General features: G+C 68.1%; 18 protein-coding genes, 5 tRNA genes and 1 rRNA gene. 17 read left to right on the plus strand and 7 right to left on the minus strand.

What is annotated here, in order from left to right; translation table 11 throughout:
• The first annotated feature begins 6 nt into the window (after positions 1 to 6).
• From sufC to BM417_RS29790, 4 genes are read left to right on the plus strand one after another with little or no spacing between them, the layout of a single operon-like run.
• On the plus strand, positions 7 to 780 hold the full coding sequence (gene sufC, locus BM417_RS29775) for a Fe-S cluster assembly ATPase SufC (protein WP_093601370.1): 774 nt from the start codon (positions 7 to 9) through the stop codon (positions 778 to 780).
• Positions 781 to 806: 26 nt separating this feature from the next.
• Positions 807 to 2,084 carry a cysteine desulfurase gene (locus BM417_RS29780; protein ID WP_093601372.1) on the plus strand — a complete coding sequence of 426 codons (1,278 nt, stop codon included), beginning with the start codon at positions 807 to 809 and terminating at the stop codon, positions 2,082 to 2,084.
• On the plus strand, positions 2,084 to 2,524 hold the full coding sequence (gene sufU / locus BM417_RS29785) for a Fe-S cluster assembly sulfur transfer protein SufU (protein ID WP_093601374.1): 441 nt from the start codon (positions 2,084 to 2,086) through the stop codon (positions 2,522 to 2,524). The genes BM417_RS29780 and sufU overlap by 1 nt, the downstream gene beginning before the upstream one ends.
• Positions 2,521 to 2,907 carry a metal-sulfur cluster assembly factor gene (locus BM417_RS29790; protein ID WP_093601376.1) on the plus strand — a complete coding sequence of 129 codons (387 nt, stop codon included), beginning with the start codon at positions 2,521 to 2,523 and terminating at the stop codon, positions 2,905 to 2,907. The genes sufU and BM417_RS29790 overlap by 4 nt, the downstream gene beginning before the upstream one ends.
• Positions 2,908 to 2,959: 52 nt before the next feature.
• On the opposite strand, the gene BM417_RS29795 is transcribed toward BM417_RS29790, so the two are convergent.
• Positions 2,960 to 3,505 carry an NUDIX domain-containing protein gene (locus BM417_RS29795; protein ID WP_177320672.1) on the minus strand — a complete coding sequence of 182 codons (546 nt, stop codon included), beginning with the start codon at positions 3,503 to 3,505 and terminating at the stop codon, positions 2,960 to 2,962.
• 404 nt (positions 3,506 to 3,909) lie between these two features.
• On the opposite strand from BM417_RS29795, the gene BM417_RS29800 reads away from it, so the two are divergent.
• The 7 genes from BM417_RS29800 (at position 3,910) to BM417_RS29830 (ending at position 5,762) form a co-directional block, all read left to right on the plus strand.
• Positions 3,910 to 3,982 (plus strand) — tRNA-Gly (locus BM417_RS29800).
• A gap of 8 nt (positions 3,983 to 3,990) precedes the next feature.
• Positions 3,991 to 4,064: transfer RNA gene (locus tag BM417_RS29805), tRNA-Leu, on the plus strand.
• Position 4,065: 1 nt separating this feature from the next.
• Positions 4,066 to 4,138, plus strand: a tRNA-Leu gene (locus tag BM417_RS29810).
• 88 nt (positions 4,139 to 4,226) lie between these two features.
• A tRNA-Ile gene (locus BM417_RS29815) sits at positions 4,227 to 4,304 on the plus strand.
• A gap of 1 nt (position 4,305) precedes the next feature.
• Positions 4,306 to 4,380 (plus strand) — tRNA-Val (locus BM417_RS29820).
• An 88-nt stretch (positions 4,381 to 4,468) separates the two neighbouring features.
• A complete protein-coding gene (locus tag BM417_RS29825; RefSeq protein ID WP_093601492.1) occupies positions 4,469 to 5,293 on the plus strand; it encodes a DUF72 domain-containing protein in 825 nt (274 codons plus the stop codon).
• A gap of 16 nt (positions 5,294 to 5,309) precedes the next feature.
• Positions 5,310 to 5,762 (plus strand): NUDIX domain-containing protein, encoded by a 453-nt coding sequence (locus BM417_RS29830; RefSeq protein WP_093601380.1) that lies wholly within the window; start codon positions 5,310 to 5,312, stop codon positions 5,760 to 5,762.
• Here the strand turns inward: BM417_RS29830 and BM417_RS29835 are convergent.
• Positions 5,743 to 6,645 (minus strand): hypothetical protein, encoded by a 903-nt coding sequence (locus BM417_RS29835; RefSeq protein WP_093601382.1) that lies wholly within the window; start codon positions 6,643 to 6,645, stop codon positions 5,743 to 5,745. The genes BM417_RS29830 and BM417_RS29835 overlap by 20 nt on opposite strands.
• A 56-nt stretch (positions 6,646 to 6,701) precedes the next feature.
• Here BM417_RS29835 and BM417_RS29840 point away from each other — a divergent pair, with 56 nt between their 5' ends.
• Positions 6,702 to 8,999, plus strand: coding sequence for a LuxR C-terminal-related transcriptional regulator (locus tag BM417_RS29840; protein WP_177320673.1), 2,298 nt, complete (start codon positions 6,702 to 6,704; stop codon positions 8,997 to 8,999).
• Here BM417_RS29840 and BM417_RS29845 read toward each other — a convergent pair.
• Complete coding sequence (locus BM417_RS29845) at positions 8,990 to 9,400, minus strand: CBS domain-containing protein (RefSeq protein ID WP_093601494.1); 411 nt, start codon at positions 9,398 to 9,400, stop codon at positions 8,990 to 8,992. The two genes, BM417_RS29840 and BM417_RS29845, sit on opposite strands and share 10 nt — an antisense overlap.
• Before the next feature lie 157 nt (positions 9,401 to 9,557).
• Here BM417_RS29845 and BM417_RS29850 point away from each other — a divergent pair, with 157 nt between their 5' ends.
• From BM417_RS29850 to BM417_RS29860, 3 genes are read left to right on the plus strand one after another with little or no spacing between them, the layout of a single operon-like run.
• Positions 9,558 to 10,835 carry a prenyltransferase/squalene oxidase repeat-containing protein gene (locus BM417_RS29850; protein WP_093601386.1) on the plus strand — a complete coding sequence of 426 codons (1,278 nt, stop codon included), beginning with the start codon at positions 9,558 to 9,560 and terminating at the stop codon, positions 10,833 to 10,835.
• Positions 10,832 to 11,923, plus strand: coding sequence for a cytochrome P450 (locus tag BM417_RS29855; RefSeq protein WP_093601496.1), 1,092 nt, complete (start codon positions 10,832 to 10,834; stop codon positions 11,921 to 11,923). Before BM417_RS29850 ends, BM417_RS29855 begins: the two co-directional genes overlap by 4 nt.
• Positions 11,911 to 12,741, plus strand: a complete 831-nt coding sequence (locus BM417_RS29860; RefSeq protein WP_093601388.1) for a UbiA prenyltransferase family protein — start codon at positions 11,911 to 11,913, stop codon at positions 12,739 to 12,741. The genes BM417_RS29855 and BM417_RS29860 overlap by 13 nt, the downstream gene beginning before the upstream one ends.
• On the opposite strand, the gene BM417_RS29865 is transcribed toward BM417_RS29860, so the two are convergent.
• From BM417_RS29865 to BM417_RS29880, 4 genes are all read right to left on the minus strand, one after another.
• On the minus strand, positions 12,738 to 13,538 hold the full coding sequence (locus BM417_RS29865; protein WP_177320674.1) for an SAM-dependent methyltransferase: 801 nt from the start codon (positions 13,536 to 13,538) through the stop codon (positions 12,738 to 12,740). The genes BM417_RS29860 and BM417_RS29865 overlap by 4 nt on opposite strands.
• Before the next feature lie 75 nt (positions 13,539 to 13,613).
• Entirely contained in the window at positions 13,614 to 14,678 is a 1,065-nt protein-coding gene (locus tag BM417_RS29870) for a carboxylate-amine ligase (protein ID WP_245822233.1), read from the minus strand.
• Positions 14,679 to 14,832: 154 nt separating this feature from the next.
• A complete protein-coding gene (locus BM417_RS29875) occupies positions 14,833 to 16,509 on the minus strand; it encodes a GGDEF domain-containing protein (protein WP_093601393.1) in 1,677 nt (558 codons plus the stop codon).
• A 123-nt stretch (positions 16,510 to 16,632) separates the two neighbouring features.
• On the minus strand, positions 16,633 to 17,592 hold the full coding sequence (locus BM417_RS29880) for a lycopene cyclase family protein (RefSeq protein WP_093601395.1): 960 nt from the start codon (positions 17,590 to 17,592) through the stop codon (positions 16,633 to 16,635).
• 10 nt (positions 17,593 to 17,602) lie between these two features.
• On the opposite strand from BM417_RS29880, the gene BM417_RS29885 reads away from it, so the two are divergent.
• Positions 17,603 to 18,061, plus strand: coding sequence for a nitroreductase family deazaflavin-dependent oxidoreductase (locus BM417_RS29885; protein ID WP_245822234.1), 459 nt, complete (start codon positions 17,603 to 17,605; stop codon positions 18,059 to 18,061).
• Positions 18,062 to 18,417: 356 nt separating this feature from the next.
• A 16S ribosomal RNA gene (locus BM417_RS29890) occupies positions 18,418 to 18,607 on the plus strand; the annotation flags it as partial.

Here is an 18,607-nt window from a genome sequence, read left to right on the forward strand (position 1 = left end):
CAAGTCATGGCCACCCTTGAGATCAAGGACCTGCACGTCTCGGTCGTCAGCGAGGACGCTCCCAAGGAGATCCTCAAGGGCGTCGACCTGACGATCAAGGCCGGCGAGACGCACGCCATCATGGGCCCCAACGGCTCCGGCAAGTCCACGCTGTCCTACGCGATCGCCGGGCACCCGAAGTACACGATCACCTCGGGCACCGTCACCCTCGACGGCGAGGACGTCCTCGAGATGTCCGTCGACGAGCGCGCCCGCGCCGGCCTGTTCCTCGCCATGCAGTACCCGGTCGAGGTCCCCGGCGTCTCGATGTCGAACTTCCTGCGCACCGCCGCCACCGCCGTGCGCGGCGAGGCCCCGAACCTCCGCCACTGGGTGAAGGAGGTCAAGGGTGCGATGGCAGACCTCGACATCGACCCGGCGTTCGCCGAGCGTTCGGTGAACGAGGGCTTCTCCGGTGGTGAGAAGAAGCGCCACGAGATCCTTCAGCTGGGCCTGCTCCAGCCGAAGATCGCGATCCTCGACGAGACCGACTCCGGCCTCGACGTCGACGCCCTGCGCGTCGTGTCCGAGGGCGTCAACCGGTACAAGGCCTCCGGTGAGGTCGGCGTCATGCTGATCACGCACTACACCCGGATCCTCAAGTACATCCAGCCGGACTTCGTGCACGTCTTCGCGAACGGCCGCATCGTCGAGTCCGGTGGCCGCGAGCTGGCCGACGTGCTCGAGTCCGAGGGTTACGTGAAGTACACCGGATCCAAGGAAGCCGCAGCCCTTTCCTAACGTTGCAGGTGTTGAGAGGAGGCGCTGTGACCACCACCGCAGCACCACTGGACGTAGCCGCCCTCAGGGCGGACTTCCCGATCCTGTCTCGCACCGTTCGTGACGGGAAGCGCCTGGTCTACCTGGACTCCGGCGCCACCTCGCAACGCCCGACGCAGGTTCTGGACGCTGAAAAAGCTTTTCTGCAGGAGCACAACGCCGCTGTGCACAGGGGTGCCCACCAGCTGGCCGAGGAAGCGACCGACGCGTACGAGGGTGCGCGTCAGCGCATCGCGGACTTCGTCGGCGCCGACTTCGGCGAGCTGGTGTTCACCAAGAACGCCACCGAGGGCTTCAACCTCGTGGCGTACGCGATGGGCAACGCCGCGACCTCGGGTCCCGAGGCCGCGCGCTTCGTCGTGGGTCCCGGCGACGAGATCGTCGTGACCGAGATGGAGCACCACGCGAACCTCGTTCCGTGGCAGCAGCTCGCCTCCCGCACCGGCGCGACGCTGAAGTGGTTCAAGCTGACCGCTGACGGCCGTCTCGACCTGTCCGATGTGGACAGCGTGATCACGCCGCGCACCAAGGTCGTGGCGTTCACGCACCAGTCGAACGTGACCGGCGTGATCAACCCGGTCTCGGTGCTCGTCGCGGCCGCGCGGAAGGTCGGCGCGCTCACGGTCCTGGACGCGTGCCAGTCCGTTCCGCACAGCCCGGTCGACTTCCACGAGCTCGGTGTCGACTTCGCGTCGTTCTCCGGCCACAAGATGCTCGGCCCGTCCGGCATCGGTGTCCTTTATGGACGTCGTGAGCTGCTGGAGACGTTGCCCCCCTTCATCACCGGCGGCTCGATGATCGAGCTGGTGAAGATGGAGGGCTCGACGTTCGCACCGCCGCCGCAGCGCTTCGAGGCCGGTTCGCCGATGACGTCCCAGGCCGTCGGTCTGGGTGCCGCGGTGGACTACCTGAGCGTCGTCGGCATGGAGCGGATCAACGCCCACGAGCACGCGCTGACCGTTGCCGCGCTGGAAGGCCTTTCGGGCATCAAGGGCGTCCGGCTGATCGGCCCGCAGGACGCGGTCGACCGGGGCGGCGCCGTGCCGTTCGAGATCGAGGGCGTCCACCCGCACGACGCCGGCCAGGTGCTCGACAGCCTGGGCATCGCCGTCCGCGTGGGCCACCACTGCGCGTGGCCGCTGCACCGCTGCCTGAACGCCCAGTCGTCGGTGCGCGCGACGTTCTACCTGTACAACACGCTGGACGAGGTCGACGCACTGGTCGACGGCGTCCGCGAGGCGCAGAAGTTCTTCGGGGTGGCCTGATGCAGCTCCAGCAGATGTACCAGGAGATCATCCTGGACCACTACAAGAACCCGCACGGCCGAGGCCTGCGCGACCCGTTCGACGCGGAGTCGTTCCAGGTCAACCCGACCTGCGGCGACGAGGTGACACTCCGGGTCCACGTCGTCGATGACGTGGTCAAGGACGTCTCCTACGACAGCCAGGGCTGCTCGATCAGCCAGGCCTCGACGTCGGTGTTGACCGACCTCGTCGTGGGTAAGCCGGTGGGTGAGGCGTTCAAGAAGATGGACGCGTTCGTCGAGCTGATGCAGAGCCGCGGCCAGATCGAGCCCGACGAGGACGTCCTCGAAGACGGCATCGCTTTCGCCGGTGTCTCGAAGTACCCGGCGCGCGTGAAGTGCGCGCTGCTGGGCTGGATGGCCTTCAAAGACGCAGTAGCACGAAGCCAGGGAGCAGCATGAGCACCGAAGAAGTCGTCCGGGGAGCGGAAGGCATGCCGGTCTTCGAGCCCAAAGCTGATGTCGCCGCGCTCGACGACCTCGAAGAGGCGATGCGCGACGTCGTGGACCCGGAACTCGGCATCAACGTCGTGGACCTCGGCCTCGTCTACGACATCCACGTCGATGAGAAGAACGTCGCCACCATCGACATGACGCTCACGTCGGCGGCCTGCCCACTGACCGACGTCATCGAGGACCAGACCCGCGCGGCCCTCACCGGCGGCGGTAGCGGCGGTCTCGTGGCGGACTTCCGCATCAACTGGGTGTGGATGCCGCCGTGGGGCCCGGAGAAGATCACCGACGACGGCCGCGAGCAGCTGCGCGCACTGGGCTTCACCGTCTGATCTCGGTTCGTTCGAACGGCGCGCGTCCTGCGGGGTGCGCGCCGTTCGTCGTTCAGAGCAGGTCGAGGAACGTCGTCGCCAGCGAGCCGTTCACGGACGTCCGGCGTGCCTCGGCGACGCTCACGAGCCGGGAACGCAGCTCGTACCCGTCGGTGTCGGCCCAGTCGGACCCGCCGGCGCGTTCGGTCGCGGTGCCCTGAAAGACGACCTGGAGGAAGTCCGGATAGGGGTAGAGGTAGTCAGGACGCCTCGGGGCGAGGTGTTCGAAATGCAGCCATCCCAGCGGGCGAAGGCTTTCGCGGTCGAGCAGCCACCCGGTCTCCTCGTGAACCTCGCGCTTCACGGTGTCCGCGTGCGTCTCGCCAGGATGCCGCCGGCCACCGGGCAGGACGTGGCCGCCGTCGACGTTCTCGCAGAAGGCGACCAGCTCGCCGACCCGCACGACGCACCGGACCGAGGTGACCAGCTCGTCGGGCAGGTCGGCCGGACCGACGTGGGCGCTGACTCGCAACGGCATCGCGCCGCCCAGCCAGGACACCTCATCGGTGGCGGCGGGTGTGTGCACGGCCAGCAGCCTCGCCACGTCCGGGTGACGCACTCCGAATCCAGACCTCCTACCCCACATGAACGCCATCGAAACAGAGATCCACCATCTGGAACACCGCGAGAAGCTTGAATAAATGCGTTGCGACCCCATCCGCCGGTCGCATAGCTTGATCCCATCACGAACGACAGAGATCAACCGGAGGAAGACATGCTTGCCAACGCACAGCTCGCGGGATGGCGAATTCTCGCCCTCATCGCCGGCGGTCTGCTGGCGGTGGCGTGGGGCTCCACGCCATGACCTGATCCCCAGGTCATGACCTCGGAGCCGCCCACGGGAAACCCTGGGCGGTTTTCTTTTTGTCCTGCGTCAATGCCGATGAGCTTTGGAAGCGGAACGGATTCCAAACCCGTTGCCCGAGGGTTCGACTCCTTCCATCGGTGCTGCTCGAAAACAATGCGGTCGTGGTGAACTCGGCGGACACGTCGGTCTTCCAAACCGAAGAAGAGGGTTCGATGCCCTCCGACCGCTCGCTTCGAGTGGATCTAGCCCAACTGGTAGAGGCACATGGTCGAGGGCCATGACAGTCAGGGTTCGAATCCCTGGATCCGCACGCCCCGGTAGCCCAACGGAAGAGGCAACGCGCTCAGAACGCGTCCAGTGCAGGTTCGAATCCTGCCCGCGGCACTGCACAACTGAATCGGGGGACGCGCCGGCGCGCAGGTGATCCTTGCAAGATCGCCCTGGAGGGTTCGACACCCTCGTCTTCCACTTGCGTCCCGTAGCTCAGCCCGGTGAGAGCGTCCGCCTGATACGCGGTAGGTCCCAGGTTCAAATCCTGGCGGGACGACCACCGTCCGGTAGCTCAGGGGGAGAGCATCTGCCTTACAAGCAGAGGGTCCCAGGTTCGAAACCTGGTCGGACGACCACAAGATCGCGCACGAACCGGTGAAGTAAATTGGACCCACGACCAACGGGGAGTGGGTGGGAGTGGCACGTCTTCACGTCGGCTGCGCGATGTGGAACCACAAGGCGTGGCCCGGACGGTTCCTGCCACAGCCCTCGCCGCCGAAGGAGCGCCTGCGGGCATACGCGGGCTGGTGCAACGCGGTCGAGGGCAACACCACCTTCTACGCGACTCCTGCGCGGACCACCGTGGAAACGTGGGCGCGGCAGACCGATCCCGGTTTCCGGTTCGTGGTGAAGCTGCCGAAGGTCGTCACGCACGAGCGCAGGTTCGCCGGGGTCGAGGTGGAGATGCGGGCGTTCCTGGACGCGATCGAACCCCTTGGCGAGCGGGCCGTGCTGTGGACGCAGCTGCCCGCGTCGTTCGGTCCGCTCGACGTCGACGCCCTCGGCCGGTTCCTGCGCAGGCTGCCCGCCGATCTCCGGCGCACGGTGGAGGTGCGTCACCTCGATTTCTTCACCGACGCTCGTTCGGCCTCGCTGTTGGAGGGAACGCTCGACGACGCGCACGCCGAGTGGATGACGTTCGACACCTTGGTCCTCTTCCAGAGTCCGCCGACCAGCGAGGGCGAAGCCGAGGCGTGGGCCAAGAAGCCGAGGATGCCGCGGCGGACGCGCGCGCTGACCGATCGGCCGGTCGTCCGCTACCTGGGCCGGGACTCCGTCGAGGAGACGGTCGAGGGATGGCAGCCGTGGGCCGAGGTGGTCGCGAACTGGCTCCGCGAGGGCCTCTCGCCGACGTTCTTCGTGCACACCCCCGACAACGACGACGCACCCGCTCTGGCCCGTCGCTTCCACGACGACGTGCGCGCGCTGGTTCCCGGACTCGATCCACTGCCCGAGCCGGAACCGGTCGAGCCCGCGACCCTGTTCTGATCCGTACGAAGGAACCGTGGATCACAGCAGCAATGCGATCTCGGCGGCCGGCGCGTTGTTCTTCGACGCCGCCGGCCGCCTTCTGCTCGTCGAGCCGACCTACAAGCCGCACTGGGAGATCCCGGGCGGCGTCATCGAGCACGGCGAGACCCCGAGCGAGGCCTGCCGCCGCGAGATCGAGGAAGAACTGGGCCTGGTCAGGGAACCCGGCCGCCTGCTCGTGGTCGACTGGGCGCCCCAGGGCGATCAGGACCGAGTCCTGTTCGTCTTCGAGGGCGGCCTTCTCACCGCCGACGACCGCATCCACCTGCAGGCCGAAGAGCTCAAGGGGTACGAGTTCGTGACCCCGGACCAGGCCCGGCAACGCCTGATCCCCAGACTCGCGCGCCGCGTCACCGAAGCGTTGCGAGCCAGGGAATCAGGCGAGACCCGCTATCTGGAGCACGGCATCAGCAGGTCGAACAGCTGACGCTCACCGACAACACGTTGGTCCACCGCGCGAAAGCCGGCGCCTGGCCCGGATCGTCGATGAACAGCCGGATGAACACCTCCGCCCCACGAGCGTCGGCGACGTCACGCGGGATCTCCGCGTTCACCTGGTCCACGCCGCCGAACAACCCCGGCGCCGGTCCGGCGTACGGCACCTGTCCGCCGCAGATGTACCTGCCAGGCCGGTACTTCCCGCCCGACACCACACCGCCGTACACCAGGCAGACGTTCCGCCCCGGTGTGCGCAGCCGGATCCCGGTCCCGTACAGCACCAGGAACACCCGCTCACCGGGCGGCCCGAGATCGATCCACCCCGTGATCGGCTCCTGCGCCTGCGACCCGTCGGCACGCACCCGCAGCACGTACCCGGCAGGCTTGCCGAACCCCGACGAGTCCGCCGAGAAGAACCCCGGCGTGATCCCGCGGATCGACAACGCCTTCGAGGCCTGCGCGACCCCCGCCGAGTCCACGATCTGCACGGCCCCGAGCAGCGAGTCGTGCGGCAGGAACGTGAACGGCGCGCGCGGCAGGTAGAAGTTGATCTGACCGAACGACACGTACGTCAGGCACGCGACGAGCCGGTTGCCCCGGTGGTCGATCAGCACCACGGAACGTCCCGCGAGCACCTGGACGCACGTCGCCGGTGAAGCCGAAGCCGTGAACGGGGCCAGTGCGGTGCCGAACGCCACCGCGCTCGACTCCAGGGCCACGCCGTCGCGCGCCTCGCCGATGTTCAGGTCGGCGGAACGGCCGTAGCCGGCGGCGTTCACGACGGCGCCCAGCGAGGTCGCCGCGTGTGCCGTGCCCGGCAGAAGTCCAAGGAACAAAACGAATGCGGCCAGAAGGCCGAACCCTTTCCTCATGCCCCCTCCTTGTGTGTTGGCGGACGACGCTGGACGCTAGGCAGGGGGTGCGGGCGGTGGTAGAGCAGCCGAGTTACTCCGGCCGAGCGGAGTGGCCGTTGGTGGGCCGCGAGCAGCAGCGCGCGCTCATCGAACGCACGAGGCCGAAGAGCGTTGTCATCGCCGGACCCGCGGGCGTCGGCAAGACACGGCTCGCGAGAGAGGTTCTGCCGGACGCGGAATGGATCCGTGCGACCAAAGCGAGCGCGGCGATCCCGTTCGGTGCGATGTCGCACCTCCTGCCAGACGACGCGCGCGACCGCACCGACGTGCTCAGAAGAATCGCCGAGCACCTCGAGCAGGACCTCGTGGTCGACGACGCGCACCTGCTCGACGACGCCTCGGCGGCAGCGGTGTTCCACCTCGTCACCAGGGGCAAGACGTTCGCGCTCCTCACCACCAGAGCCAGCGAACCCTGCCCGGACGCCATCACCGCGCTGTGGAAGGACGGTCACGCCGAACGGATCGAGCTCGGCCCACTGTCCGAAGAGGACACCGGCAGGATCCTCGACACGTTCGATCTCGACGCGGCGAGCAGGCACCGCCTGGTCCAGATGAGCGCGGGGAACCCGTTGCTGCTCAAAGAACTCATCACCGCGAAGGCCCTGATCCGGAAACAGGGCGTCTGGCGTTGGAACGGCGTCAAGGCCACCCCGCGCCTCACCGAGGTCATCGCGACCAGACTGAACGCCGACGAGAACCAGCGACGCCTGCTGGAGGTCGTGGCCTGCGCCGAACCCGTCAGCACCGAAACCCTGGAACGCCTGGCGAGAACGAACGACATCGCCGAAGCCGAACGCAAAGGCCTCATCCACACCACGAACGGCCTGAGCCGGCTCGGCCACCCCCTCTACGGCGAGGTGCTGCGCGAGACCATGCCACCCGCCAGGCTCAAGCAGATCTGCGGCGCACTGGCCGACACCGACCAGCGTGACGCGCTGAGGGCCGGACTGTGGCGGCTCCACTCCGGCAGACCGGCTGACCCGCGGCTGATGGTCGAGGCAGCGCGCCAGGCCATGGACCGGTTCGACCTGGCGCTGGCCGAACGGTTCGCCAGAGCGGCGAACGGCGGCTGGGAAGCGGATCACGTCCTCGCCGAGATCCTGAGCCACGGCGGCCGTTACGAGGAGAGCCTGCAAGCACTCCCTTACGCCCCAACGAAAGACGACGAACGCGTCCGCTGGGCCGTGACGAGATCGGACGTCCTCTACTGGGGCCTGGGCGATCCGCAGGCCGCGACGGACGTCCTCGACACCGTCGAGGACCCGGCGACTGCGGCCTCGAAGGCCTGGGTCCTGCTCTTCGACGGCAGATGCGAGGAAGCAGTCACCGCCGCCCTGCCGGTCCTCCGGACAACGAACCCGCAAGCGCTGTGCTGGGCCGCGGCCGCCGCGGCGGCCGCGGCCGGGTTCACCGGAGATCCCGACCAGGCAAGAGAAATCCACGCCATCGGCCTGAGAACCGCGAGAGAGCACCGCGACGACGTTCCGTGGGGCTACGTCCAGGTCGGTTTCGGCTACGGCCTGGGACTCCTCGCGCAAGGCAGGCTGAACGAGGCCTGGGACCTGGCCGACCGCGAGTACCGGACGGCGGCGAAACAGGAGGCCGACGCCCCACTGGGAGCCTGGGCGGGCCTGAGAGGCGCAACGGCCAAAGCAAGAGGCGACCTGAGAACCGCCATCACGTCACTCCGGGAGTCGCTGATCCTCCTGGCAGGCTTCGACACGTTCCGGCTGGCCGCGCCCTGTCTCGCCGAACTCGCCGGCGCCTACGCCCTCCAAGGCCGGGCGAAGCAGGCCGAACGCCTGATCGTCAGAGCCGATCGAGAGGCCAGCAGGCTCTTCACCACGAGCATCAAGCTCAACCAGGCCTGGACCCAGGCCACCCGGGACACCAGAAGGGCCGCGAAGACCGCCAGAGCGGCCGCCGACCAGGAACACCTCAAGCCTCTCAAGGCCTGGGCCCTCTACGACGCCTTCAGGCTCGGCGACCACTCCGTCAGAAGACAGCTCGAGGAGCTCGCCGACGACCCGGTCCGGCACGCGTTCGCGTTGGCGGCGGGCAAGGACCCCAGAGCCGGTCACCTGTTCCAGGAACACGGCATGTTCAGGCACGCCGAAGAACTGGGGCGCAACACCCTCCTGACCCCGCGAGAACGCGACATCGCGAAGCTGGCGACGCGGAACCTGACCAGCAGGCAGATCGCGGCGCAACTGGGGCTGAGCGTCCGCACGGTCGACAACACCCTCGGCCGCGCCTATCTGAAGCTGGGCATCAACAACCGCGCGGACCTCAAAGCGGCACTTCAGGCGTAGACCCGTTCGACGAACGACGCCAGCTCGTGCTCGGGCAGGTGCCGGGCCAGGTCCGCCTCCGACACCATGCCGACCAGCCGGTGCTCGTCGATCACCGGCACCCGCCGGATCTGGTTGTCCTCCATGGTCCGCAGCACCTGCGCCAGCGAGTCCGAGGCGTTGACCCAGTGGACGTGGCACCCGAACTCGCCGACCCTGGTCGCCGCCAGGTCCAGACCGGCGGCCACGGCCCTGATCACGATGTCGCGGTCGGTGATGATCCCGTGCAGCCGGTCGTCCTTGCCGCAGATGGGCAGGGATCCGACGTCGAGGTCCCGCATCATGCGGGCGGCCTCGACGAGGTTCGCGTCCTCGTCCACGCACTGCACTCCGGGGTGCATGATCTCGCGCGCTGTCGTCACAACCTCCTCCTTCCGGCCTTGTGCCACGAGCATCCGCCCACCCGCATCACTCCGCAGATCAGTCCGCTGAACGGACTAGACCCTTGCCTGCCCAACGGCCCAGAGTGCTACTCTCAGTGTTCCTAGAGTGACGCAGTTGCTATCTCCGGGGGCCGCGATGAGGCTGTTGGCGCGACTGACCGACGATCCCTGGGGCGGCCTTTCACCGTCCGTGTACGAGACGGGCAGGCTCGTCGCGCTCGCGCCGTGGCTGCGGGGGCACGAAGCCAGGATCCGGTATCTCCTCGACACCCAGCACGCCGACGGAACGTGGGGCGGTCCCGGCGAATACACGCTGGTCCCGACCCTGAGCGCGGTCGACGCGCTGAACGAGCATCCGGCGGCACGCAGAGGCCTCGAAGCACTGCGCAAGCTGCTCAGCCGCCCGGTGAGGCTGCCCGACACGGTCGCCGTCGAGCTCATCGTGCCCGCGCTCGCCGAACGCCTCGGTCTGCGCACATCGCTCGACCCGCGCCCGTTGCACGCCCTCCGGCAACGCCCGCTGCCGGCCAAGCTCTGGCACACCCTGGAGATCTTCGGCCCCCGCCCCGAGGTCGTCGCGGTCGACGGCATCGTCGCCGCCAGCCCGGCCGCGACCGCGGTCCAGCTGGCAGGCCCGGTGCCGGGGGACGGCCTCGACTACTTGGAGGCCGTCCAAGAACGGCACGGAGGTCCCGTCCCCGCCGGAGTGCCGGTCCCGCTGTTCGAACGTTCGTGGATCATCGTCGCTCTCAGGTCCGCGGGCCTGGACGTTCCCGATCCCATGGTCGAGCAGCTCAAAGCCGCGTTCGGTGCGCAAGGCGCGGCAGGTGGGCCGGGACTTCCGGCCGACGCCGACGACACGGCCACCGCACTGCACGCCCTCGCGTTGTGCGGCAGCCCCGGTCCGGCGGACACCCTCGGCCACTACCGGGACGCCCGCCACTTCGCCTGCTTCCCGGACGAGCGCACCCCGTCGACCAGCACGAACGCCCACGCGCTCCAGGCCGTCGGCCACGACCGGGAACTGGAGGAGTGGTTGCGGGACATGCAGGAACCGGCGGGCAACTGGCGCGACAAGTGGCACGCCTCGCCCTACTACGCCACCGCGTGCGTCACGAACGCCCTGCAAGGCAACGAAAAGGCCGTCGACTGGGTACTCGGCACCCAGCACGACGACGGCTCGTGGGGCCGTTGGGAAGGCACCTACGAGGAGACCGCGTACGCCATCCGAATCCTGTCGCACTCGCAGCGGGACGTCACCAGGGCGATGAGCCGCGGCGCGAATTTCCTGCACGAGTGGGGAGACCGCGAGCACCCGCCGTTGTGGCACGACAAAGACCTTTACACCCCAACGAGAATCGTCCAGGCAGAAGGCATGGCCGCGCTCCACCTCGCCTGCGCGGTGTGCCGATGAACCGGACGGAACTGCGGTTCACGCTGCGACTGATCCCGTTCCTCGACTCGGTGGAGAGCTTCGAGGACGGCCTGGTCAGGCTCCGGGACCGGCGCTGGCTCGTCTGGCACCCGGACGTCATGGCCGCGCTCTTCCGCAACGACCGCGCGCTGCGGCACCCGCCGAGCCGCACGTTGAGCCCGTTGCTGGGCAACCGATCCGTGCTGTGGCTCGACGGCGCCGAGCACACCGCGTACCGCCGCACGCTCGCCCCGATGCTGCGCGGCGCCCGGTACCAGGCGTTGATCGAGGAGATGGTGGACCGCTCGATCGCCGAACTGCCGAGCGGTCCGACCAGCGTCTCCGCGTGGACCAGGAAACTCACGCTCAGGATCATCGGCCGTGTCGTCTTCGGCGTGGACGACGACGAGCTGCTGACCGCGTTCACCCGCTGGCTGGACCGGCGTCTGGGCAGTCGTGTCCGCACCCTCGCGCACCGCTACCTGACGCCCGGCACCACCAGGTTCGACCCGCGGCTGGACGCGATGTTGTTGCACCGCGCCCACTCCGCGGAACCTCCGGCACTGGCGGCGTACCTGCCGCGGGACGATCTGCGCGACCAGGTCGTCTCACTGTTGTTCGCGGGCCACGAGACCACGGCGAGCGCCGCCGCGTGGACGTTGTACTGGATCAGCCGGACACCGGGCCTCACCGGCGAGCTCGACGACGACCTGCTCGACGCCACGATCAGGGAGTCGCTCCGGCTGTCCCCGCCCGCCGCCCTGGCGGGAAACCGGATGAGCGACGAGGGCATGGTGATCACCCCTAGCATCTACCTGGCGCACCGCCGTGCCGCGACGTACGAGAACCCGCACGTCTTCGACCCTGCTCGCACGCCACCGCCGCCCGGCGCGTTCTTCCCGTTCGGCGGGGGAGTGCGGCACTGCCCCGGCAAGGACCTGGCGCTGCTGGAGATCCGCCTGATCGTCCGGGCGTTGCTGCGGCACCGGCACGTCCGGCTCAGTTCCCCGACCAGCACACCCCAGCTGCGGGGCGCCGCGATGGCGCCGCCGCCGAGCCTCGCGATGGTGGCCACTTGCCGGCACTGACCTACCTCCACCGCCTCGAACACCCCTTCGGCGTGCACTACGCGTGCGCCGCCGCCTGGGGTGCCTGCTACGCGACGAGATTCGACCTCGCCGTGGTGATCGCGGTGCTCGCGAACTTCGTCGCGATCATCTCCGGCAACCCGCTCAACGCCTACGCCGACATCCGCAACGACATCCACACCGCGGACAAACGCCATCTGGCCCAGGCGGTGCAGGAGATCGGCGCGCGGAAGGTCCTCGCGCTGGCGATCTTCGAGATGATCTTCGCCCTCGCGCTGGCGGTCGCCGTGTCGTGGAAGGTCGCGGTCGGCGTCGGGCTGATCCTCGTGCTGTACCTGGCGTACAACCTCGAACCGATCAGGTTGAAACGGCGTGGTTATTCCGGTCCGGTGGTGCTCGCGATCGCCGCCGGGCTGCTGCCGAGCGTGACGGCCTACTCGGCGGCCGGGGGACAGGCAGATCCGGCCGCGTGGCTCGTGTTCTCCGGTGTCGCGGCGCTGGCGACGGGGCGGGCGCTCTGGTGGGCCGTCCCCGACCGCGCCGGCGATGCCCGTGTCGGGTCGCGCACCCCGGCCGTCCTGTACGGCACCCGCCACGCCGTCAACGCGACCACACAGCTGACCGTGGGCGGGTTGCTGCTGGTCGGCGGCGGGCTGTGGTTCCGGTTCGGGCCGTTCTGGGCGGCCGTCGGCGTCCTCGCGTGCTCGGCGTTCCTGCTGGCGCGAGACCTGCCGACCGCGCGTCAGCAGTTGCGCTACGGCATGTCGATGGCCGTTGTGTCGACGATCGTGCTGGCCGCGATCCCTTTGCTGGCTTAGAGCTTGCGGGCCAAGCCGCCGGATCCGTGGAAGTTCTCCGGGTTGCGGTCCTGGACCTCGCCGGGATCCGGTTCCCACAACGGGATCGGCACCACGCCCGGTTCCAGGACCTCCATGCCGTCGAAGAACCGCACGACCTGCTCCGGATACCGGAACGTGAAGGCCGGCAACGGCTGATCCCCGTACATGGCACCGAAAAGTCCCACCGCGGCCAGCATGAACGGGTCGCGGCACGTGTGCGAGAGCCCGAGATGGCTGCCGGGTGCCAGCGCGTTCAGGTACTTGGCCAGCACCTTGTACGGCTCGGCGTCGTCCGGGACGAAGTGCAGCACGTCCAGCACCAGCACGGCGACCGGCTCGGACAGGTCCAGCGTCGAGCGGACCTCCTGCGACTCCAGCACCTTCTCCGGATCGCACAGGTCCGCGCACAGGTACGACACGCGCGGCTCGTCCGCGACGATCGCCCGGCCCTCGGCCGCCACCGCCGGGTCGATCTCCACGTACACCACGCGCGCGTCGGGCGCGACGAGGTGCACGTTGCCCGCCGTGGGCAGGCCGGAGCCGAGATCGAGGAACTGCCGCACGCCGAGCGCGGTCAGTCTCCTGACGAGCCTGCCCAGGAACGAGCGGTGCGTGCGGCACAGGTACGGCAGGTGCGGTGCCGCGGACACGAGGTGCGCCGCCAGTTCCTGGTCGGCCTCGGTGTTGTGAGTGCCGCCGAGCCAGTAGTCCCTGACCCGCGCGGTGTTGGGACGTTCCGGGCCGTTCACTCCCGGTGCCCAGATGGGGGTGGCCACGGGGATTAACTACCGGATCGCGGCTTGGAGGAGTACCAAGCCCAGCCGAGATTTACCCGATCGAGTGAACGGTGCTCAGACCGGCGCGGTCTGCGCGACCAGGAAACCCACCACGTCGTCCCGGCGGCCGCGGCGCGCGAACGCCCTGCGCTGCCGCACCGCGCCCGTGCCGTCGAGCAACAACCGGTCGATCCCGGTGGTCACCATCTCGTAGTCACCGGCGAACTCCAGCGCCGGCCGGATCCACCGCACCAACGACGCGACGATCGACGAGGCGGGCGTGGGAGCACCGGTGACCGGGTCGATGCCGAAGCCCTCCAGGCCGTCGCGCGCGGCACGCCACATCGCGACCTTCAGCAGATGCGGCGGCGGTGTCACCGGCGTCGCACCGGAACTCAGTGCGGTGGCGGCGATCCCGCGCACCAGAGCGGCCATCAGCACCGCTTCCTCGACCGTCGGCGCGACGTCGGAGACCCGCAGTTCGAGCGTGGGGTGGCGGGCGGAGAGCCTGATGTCCCAGTAGAGCATCCCGGCGTCCATCGCCGCGCCGCTCGCGACGATCTCCTCCCGTGCCGCGAAGTACTCGGCCGCGGAGTCGAAGTGCGGCGGCGCACCCGAAGTGGGCCAACGGTTCCAGACCACGTACCGCCAGCTCGCGTACCCCGTGTCGCCGTCGAGCCAGTACGGCGAGTTCGCGCCCAGCGCGAGGATCGTCGGCAGCCACGGCCGCAGGTGGTTGCTCACGAAGATCTTCGACTCGTCGTCGGGCAGCCCGATGTGCACGTGACAGCCGCAGATCGCGAGGTCGTTGGTGAGCGCTCCCATCTCCTGCGCCATCCGGTGGTAGCGCGGGGAGTTCGTGAGCGGCGTCGGCATCGTGAGACCCAGCACGGGCGTTCCGGTCGCGGCGAGCCTCGCGTCGTGACGCGCGGCCCGTTCGATCAACGCCCGCCGTGCCACCGCGAGTTCGTCACGCAGCACGGTCATGTCCGTGCAGATGCCGCTGGCCGATTCCACCTGATACTGCGCGATTTCCGGCTGCAGATCGACCTCGAACCGGTCGGCACCGGCAAGCACTTCCTTGGCACGGTTGGCCAAATGGCCCGTGGAAGCCTCGACGAGAACGAATTCTTCTTCCACACCAACGGTGAGGAGGCCATCCGAGCTCGTGCGTTGCGCGGGTACCGCTTGAGTTCTGCTGCCGACGTGCACGCCGAACCTCCAGTGCGCTGAGTAGCAACATCGATGCTATGAGTGATCAGCGCGCCGCACAGGAGGCGTTCGGTTGTACTTGTTAACTCACCGCGCGTTGCGCGACACCACGCAGCACGTCACGTCGTTCGGTGCCCGGCCGGCCCATGACCCAGCTGGACCCCGCAAGCGACTTCGCATGCTCCTTCACCGGTGCCAGCAACCGCGACACCTCTCGATACGACCCCACTGATCCTGGGGCACAGATAAGGGTCGCAAGAGAGAGGGTGATGTGTCGTCCTTCTGCCGTGTACGGCTTGTCAAGCAAACGGGCACTCAGCGGCACCGTTTCGTCGAGCCCGGCCAGCAGGAGGAAGTCGTCGCCGCCGACGTGCCCGACCTGCACGCCGGGGAACGCGTGCGCGAGGTCCGCCAGGTCGTGCCCGATCTCGCGGATCAGATCGTCCCCGGCCGCGAACCCGACCGTGTCGTTGACCAGCTTGAAGCTGTCGACGTCCAGCCAGGAGATCGCGAAGATCTCGCCGGCCTCGATGCGCTCGTCCACGTTCTTCGCGATCGCGTCACTGCCGGGAAGGCGCGTCAGCGGGCTCAGCGCGGCCGCCTGCTCCACCTTGAGCTCGGCGACACCGCGCACAACGTCCGCCACGCGCACAACACCCATGCACCGCTCGTTGTGGTCCACGACGATGAGGTCGTCGTTGGTGCGCTCGCGGTTCGCACCCGCCACGACGTCCAACAGGTCGAGCGCCGACGACTCGGTGCCGATGACGTGTGGCTTGTCCGCGAGCCGTGCGGCCTCCCTCTTGGCGTGCAGGGCGTGGCCGTACGGACCGGTCACCGCGAGCAGGAACCGGTTGCGGTCCACCGACCACTTCGGGCGACCCTCGTCGTCCACGAGCACGACACCCGTGACCGACGGCTGCGACGCCAGTACCTCACGCACCTCTTCGCTGGTCGCGTGCTCGGGCAACGTGGTCGCCGGGTGCAGGAAGGCCGTGATCCGGGGGCCCGTGTTGCTGCGCCGGATCTCGCCGGTCTCCGTGACCGACTCGGGCGCGATGCGGGCGTTCACCGCCGGCCTTCGCTGCGGGGGCGCGAGAAGCCTGCCCTGCGCGTACCCCACCCCCAGCTTGCGCAGGTAGGTCAGCTCCGCCTCGGTCTCCACGCCCTCGGCCACGACCTGACCGCCCGTGTACTCGCCCAGGTGCACCAGCGACTTCACCAGCGCGCCCCGCGCGGCGTCGTCAGGCAGCGTGCGGACGATCTCGCGGTCGAGCTTGATGTAGTCCGGCGAGGCGCTGGTCAGCAGGCCGAGCGGTACGTCGCCCTCGCCCACGCAGTCGAGCGCGATGCGGAAACCGTTGTTCCGCAACGTCTGCATGCCACGGGCGAGGCGCGCGCGATTGGCACGCGAGTACGGTTCGCCGATCTCGATGACGATGCTGTCCGGCGAACGCCCCGCGTCCCGCAGAGCACCGTAGAGAGGGCTCATGACCTCGGGCTTGTCCGCGATCGTGATCGCGAGCAGGTTGACGTGCAGGGGCAGCATCAGGTCGAAGTCGGCTGCCGAGCGAATGGCGCGGCAGGCGAGTCCGACGTCGGCGTTGGCCAGCAGGCCCGCCCGGAAGGCGGCCTGGAGCAGATCCTGCACGCTGCCGTCGTGCGGCCGGGCCAGAGCCTCGATCGCGACGACGCCCCCGGTGTTGAGGTTGAACAGCGGCTGGAAGGCGAACCTGACGTCATCCAGCAAGGCGGGCACGTCTCAGATCGTGCCGGTGCGAATGACCGGCACCAAGCGGGTTCACCAGCTGTTCACGAGGTTGGCGACGATTTGCCACGCCGGGGCTGCGCACGGTGACACGGCGTTCACGCTGGGAGTTTGCTAGAGGAGTTTCCACCTGAGGTGGGCCGGCGCGGCCCGGAACAGGACGGACATGGCCTTCGCTGTTCCTCTGACGTCCTCGCGGCCGGACAGGTACGCGCGCTGCAACTCCGGGTCGAGCCGGAAGAACAGCTCGAAGAAGTCCCTCGTGCCGTCGGCGTCGAGGCGGAGCAGGGCTTCCAGGCCGTGTTTGCGCATGGCGTGCACGATGCGGGCCTTGCGGGACCAGATGACGTGCTCCGGGTCCTCGTTCGCCTTGATCGCCTGCGCGACCCGCGGTGCGAGTTGCAGCGCGGTGGCGACGCTGTAGCCGGTCGCGGGGTGGATGAAGCCGGCCGCCGCGCCGAACGCCCCTTTGGCTCTCGGCGCGTCCAGAGGGAAGCGCACGCGCTCCTCTTCTTCGCCTGGAGCGAGGCGGGCGTGCAGGCGGTCGCGGAGTTCTTGGAGTGGCATGCCGGGCCGGCGCGCCAGACAGGTCTCTTCTACTAGGAGTCGGTTGTCTCCTAGAGGGACCGTGTAGAGGAACGTGTCGCCGTTGCCGCGCCAGTCCATCAGCGTGGTCTCGGTGCTGTCCGACTCGATGACGGTGCCTACAGCCGTTTGCTCGGCACTGCCCTTGCGTGCACCTGTGGCGTTGAACGTGTAGCGCGCTGCTTCTGGCCGTTGGAGTACTTGGACGGTGTCCGGCAGTTCGTGGAGCTTGGCGTTGTCCAGCACGACGTAGGTGCGTTGGATCAGGTGCTCCTCGCGCGCGTAGGCGCGAACAGTCGTGCTTACGGACTTGACCGGCGTGTCGGCCGGGAGCTCGTCGGCCCACGCGCCGTACGTCGCCGTCCAGGGCCGGTGCGGGTGACGGTCGACGATCGCCGTGTGGAGACCTTCCTCTGCACATGCGCGGGCGAGCGCACGGCCCGCCGGACCTCCGCCAATCACCACCACGTCGAACGTCACGAGGTCCATGATTGACCTCGTGGCCAAGACCTTCCGTCAGCACCTCGTCCGTCGCGTCGGCAACGTCGTCATCAGTCGCGCTGTCGCGCTCGGCATCGCGCCCTCCTACTACGTGCTGCTGACCATCCGTGGCCGGCGCAGTGGCGCGGAGCGCACGATTCCCATTCGCCTGATGGAGCACGACGGCCAGGAGTGGCTCGTCGCGCCGTACGGCGTTCGCGACTGGGTGCACAACGCACGGGCGGCTGGTTCGGCGGTCCTGCGAAGGGGACGTAGGTCACGTCAAGTCGTTTTGAACGAGGTTTCCGCGGCCGTCGCGGCGCCCGTGCTGGCCGCTTACGTGCGGAAGGAGCCGGTGACTAGGCCTTTCTTCGACGCGAAGGTCGGTGACCCCGTCTCGGCGTTCGAGGCCGAGGCTGAGCGTCATCCGGTCTTCGCGGTGGCGAACGCCCAGGTCAACGGCGGTGCGGGCGCTTAGGTGACCCCCCGATTTGGAGATCGAAAGTGCCCCGTGTAATGTTCTCCAAGTCAGAGCGACACGGGCCGGGAAACAAGCCGGAACGGGCCTGACGAAAAAGCCGGAAGACAAAGAGCCTCTGAGAGGCCGATTTGACACCGGCGAGAAACACCAAATAAGCTTCAGCAACACAAGCCCCGGAAGTAAGTCAGCGAAAAGCTGATGTGACTGCGGTGTGCGCGTGTTCTTTGAGAACTCAACAGCGTGCCGAAACACAGCCAGTAATATATGAATTACCTCCTCGTCGAGGTAGTTCCTTTGAGGCAAGACTAGATTGATGCCAGACATATTCCGTCTGGAGCGATCAAACACAATCCTTATTGGAGAGTTTGATCCTGGCTCAGGACGAACGCTGGCGGCGTGCTTAACACATGCAAGTCGAGCGGTAAGGCCCTTCGGGGTACACGAGCGGCGAACGGGTGAGTAACACGTGGGTAACCTGCCCTGTACTCTGGGATAAGCCTTGGAAACGAGGTCTAATACCGGATACGACACTGGATCGCATGA

The organism is Lentzea waywayandensis, assembly GCF_900115955.1.
Lineage (GTDB): Bacteria > Actinomycetota > Actinomycetes > Mycobacteriales > Pseudonocardiaceae > Lentzea > Lentzea waywayandensis.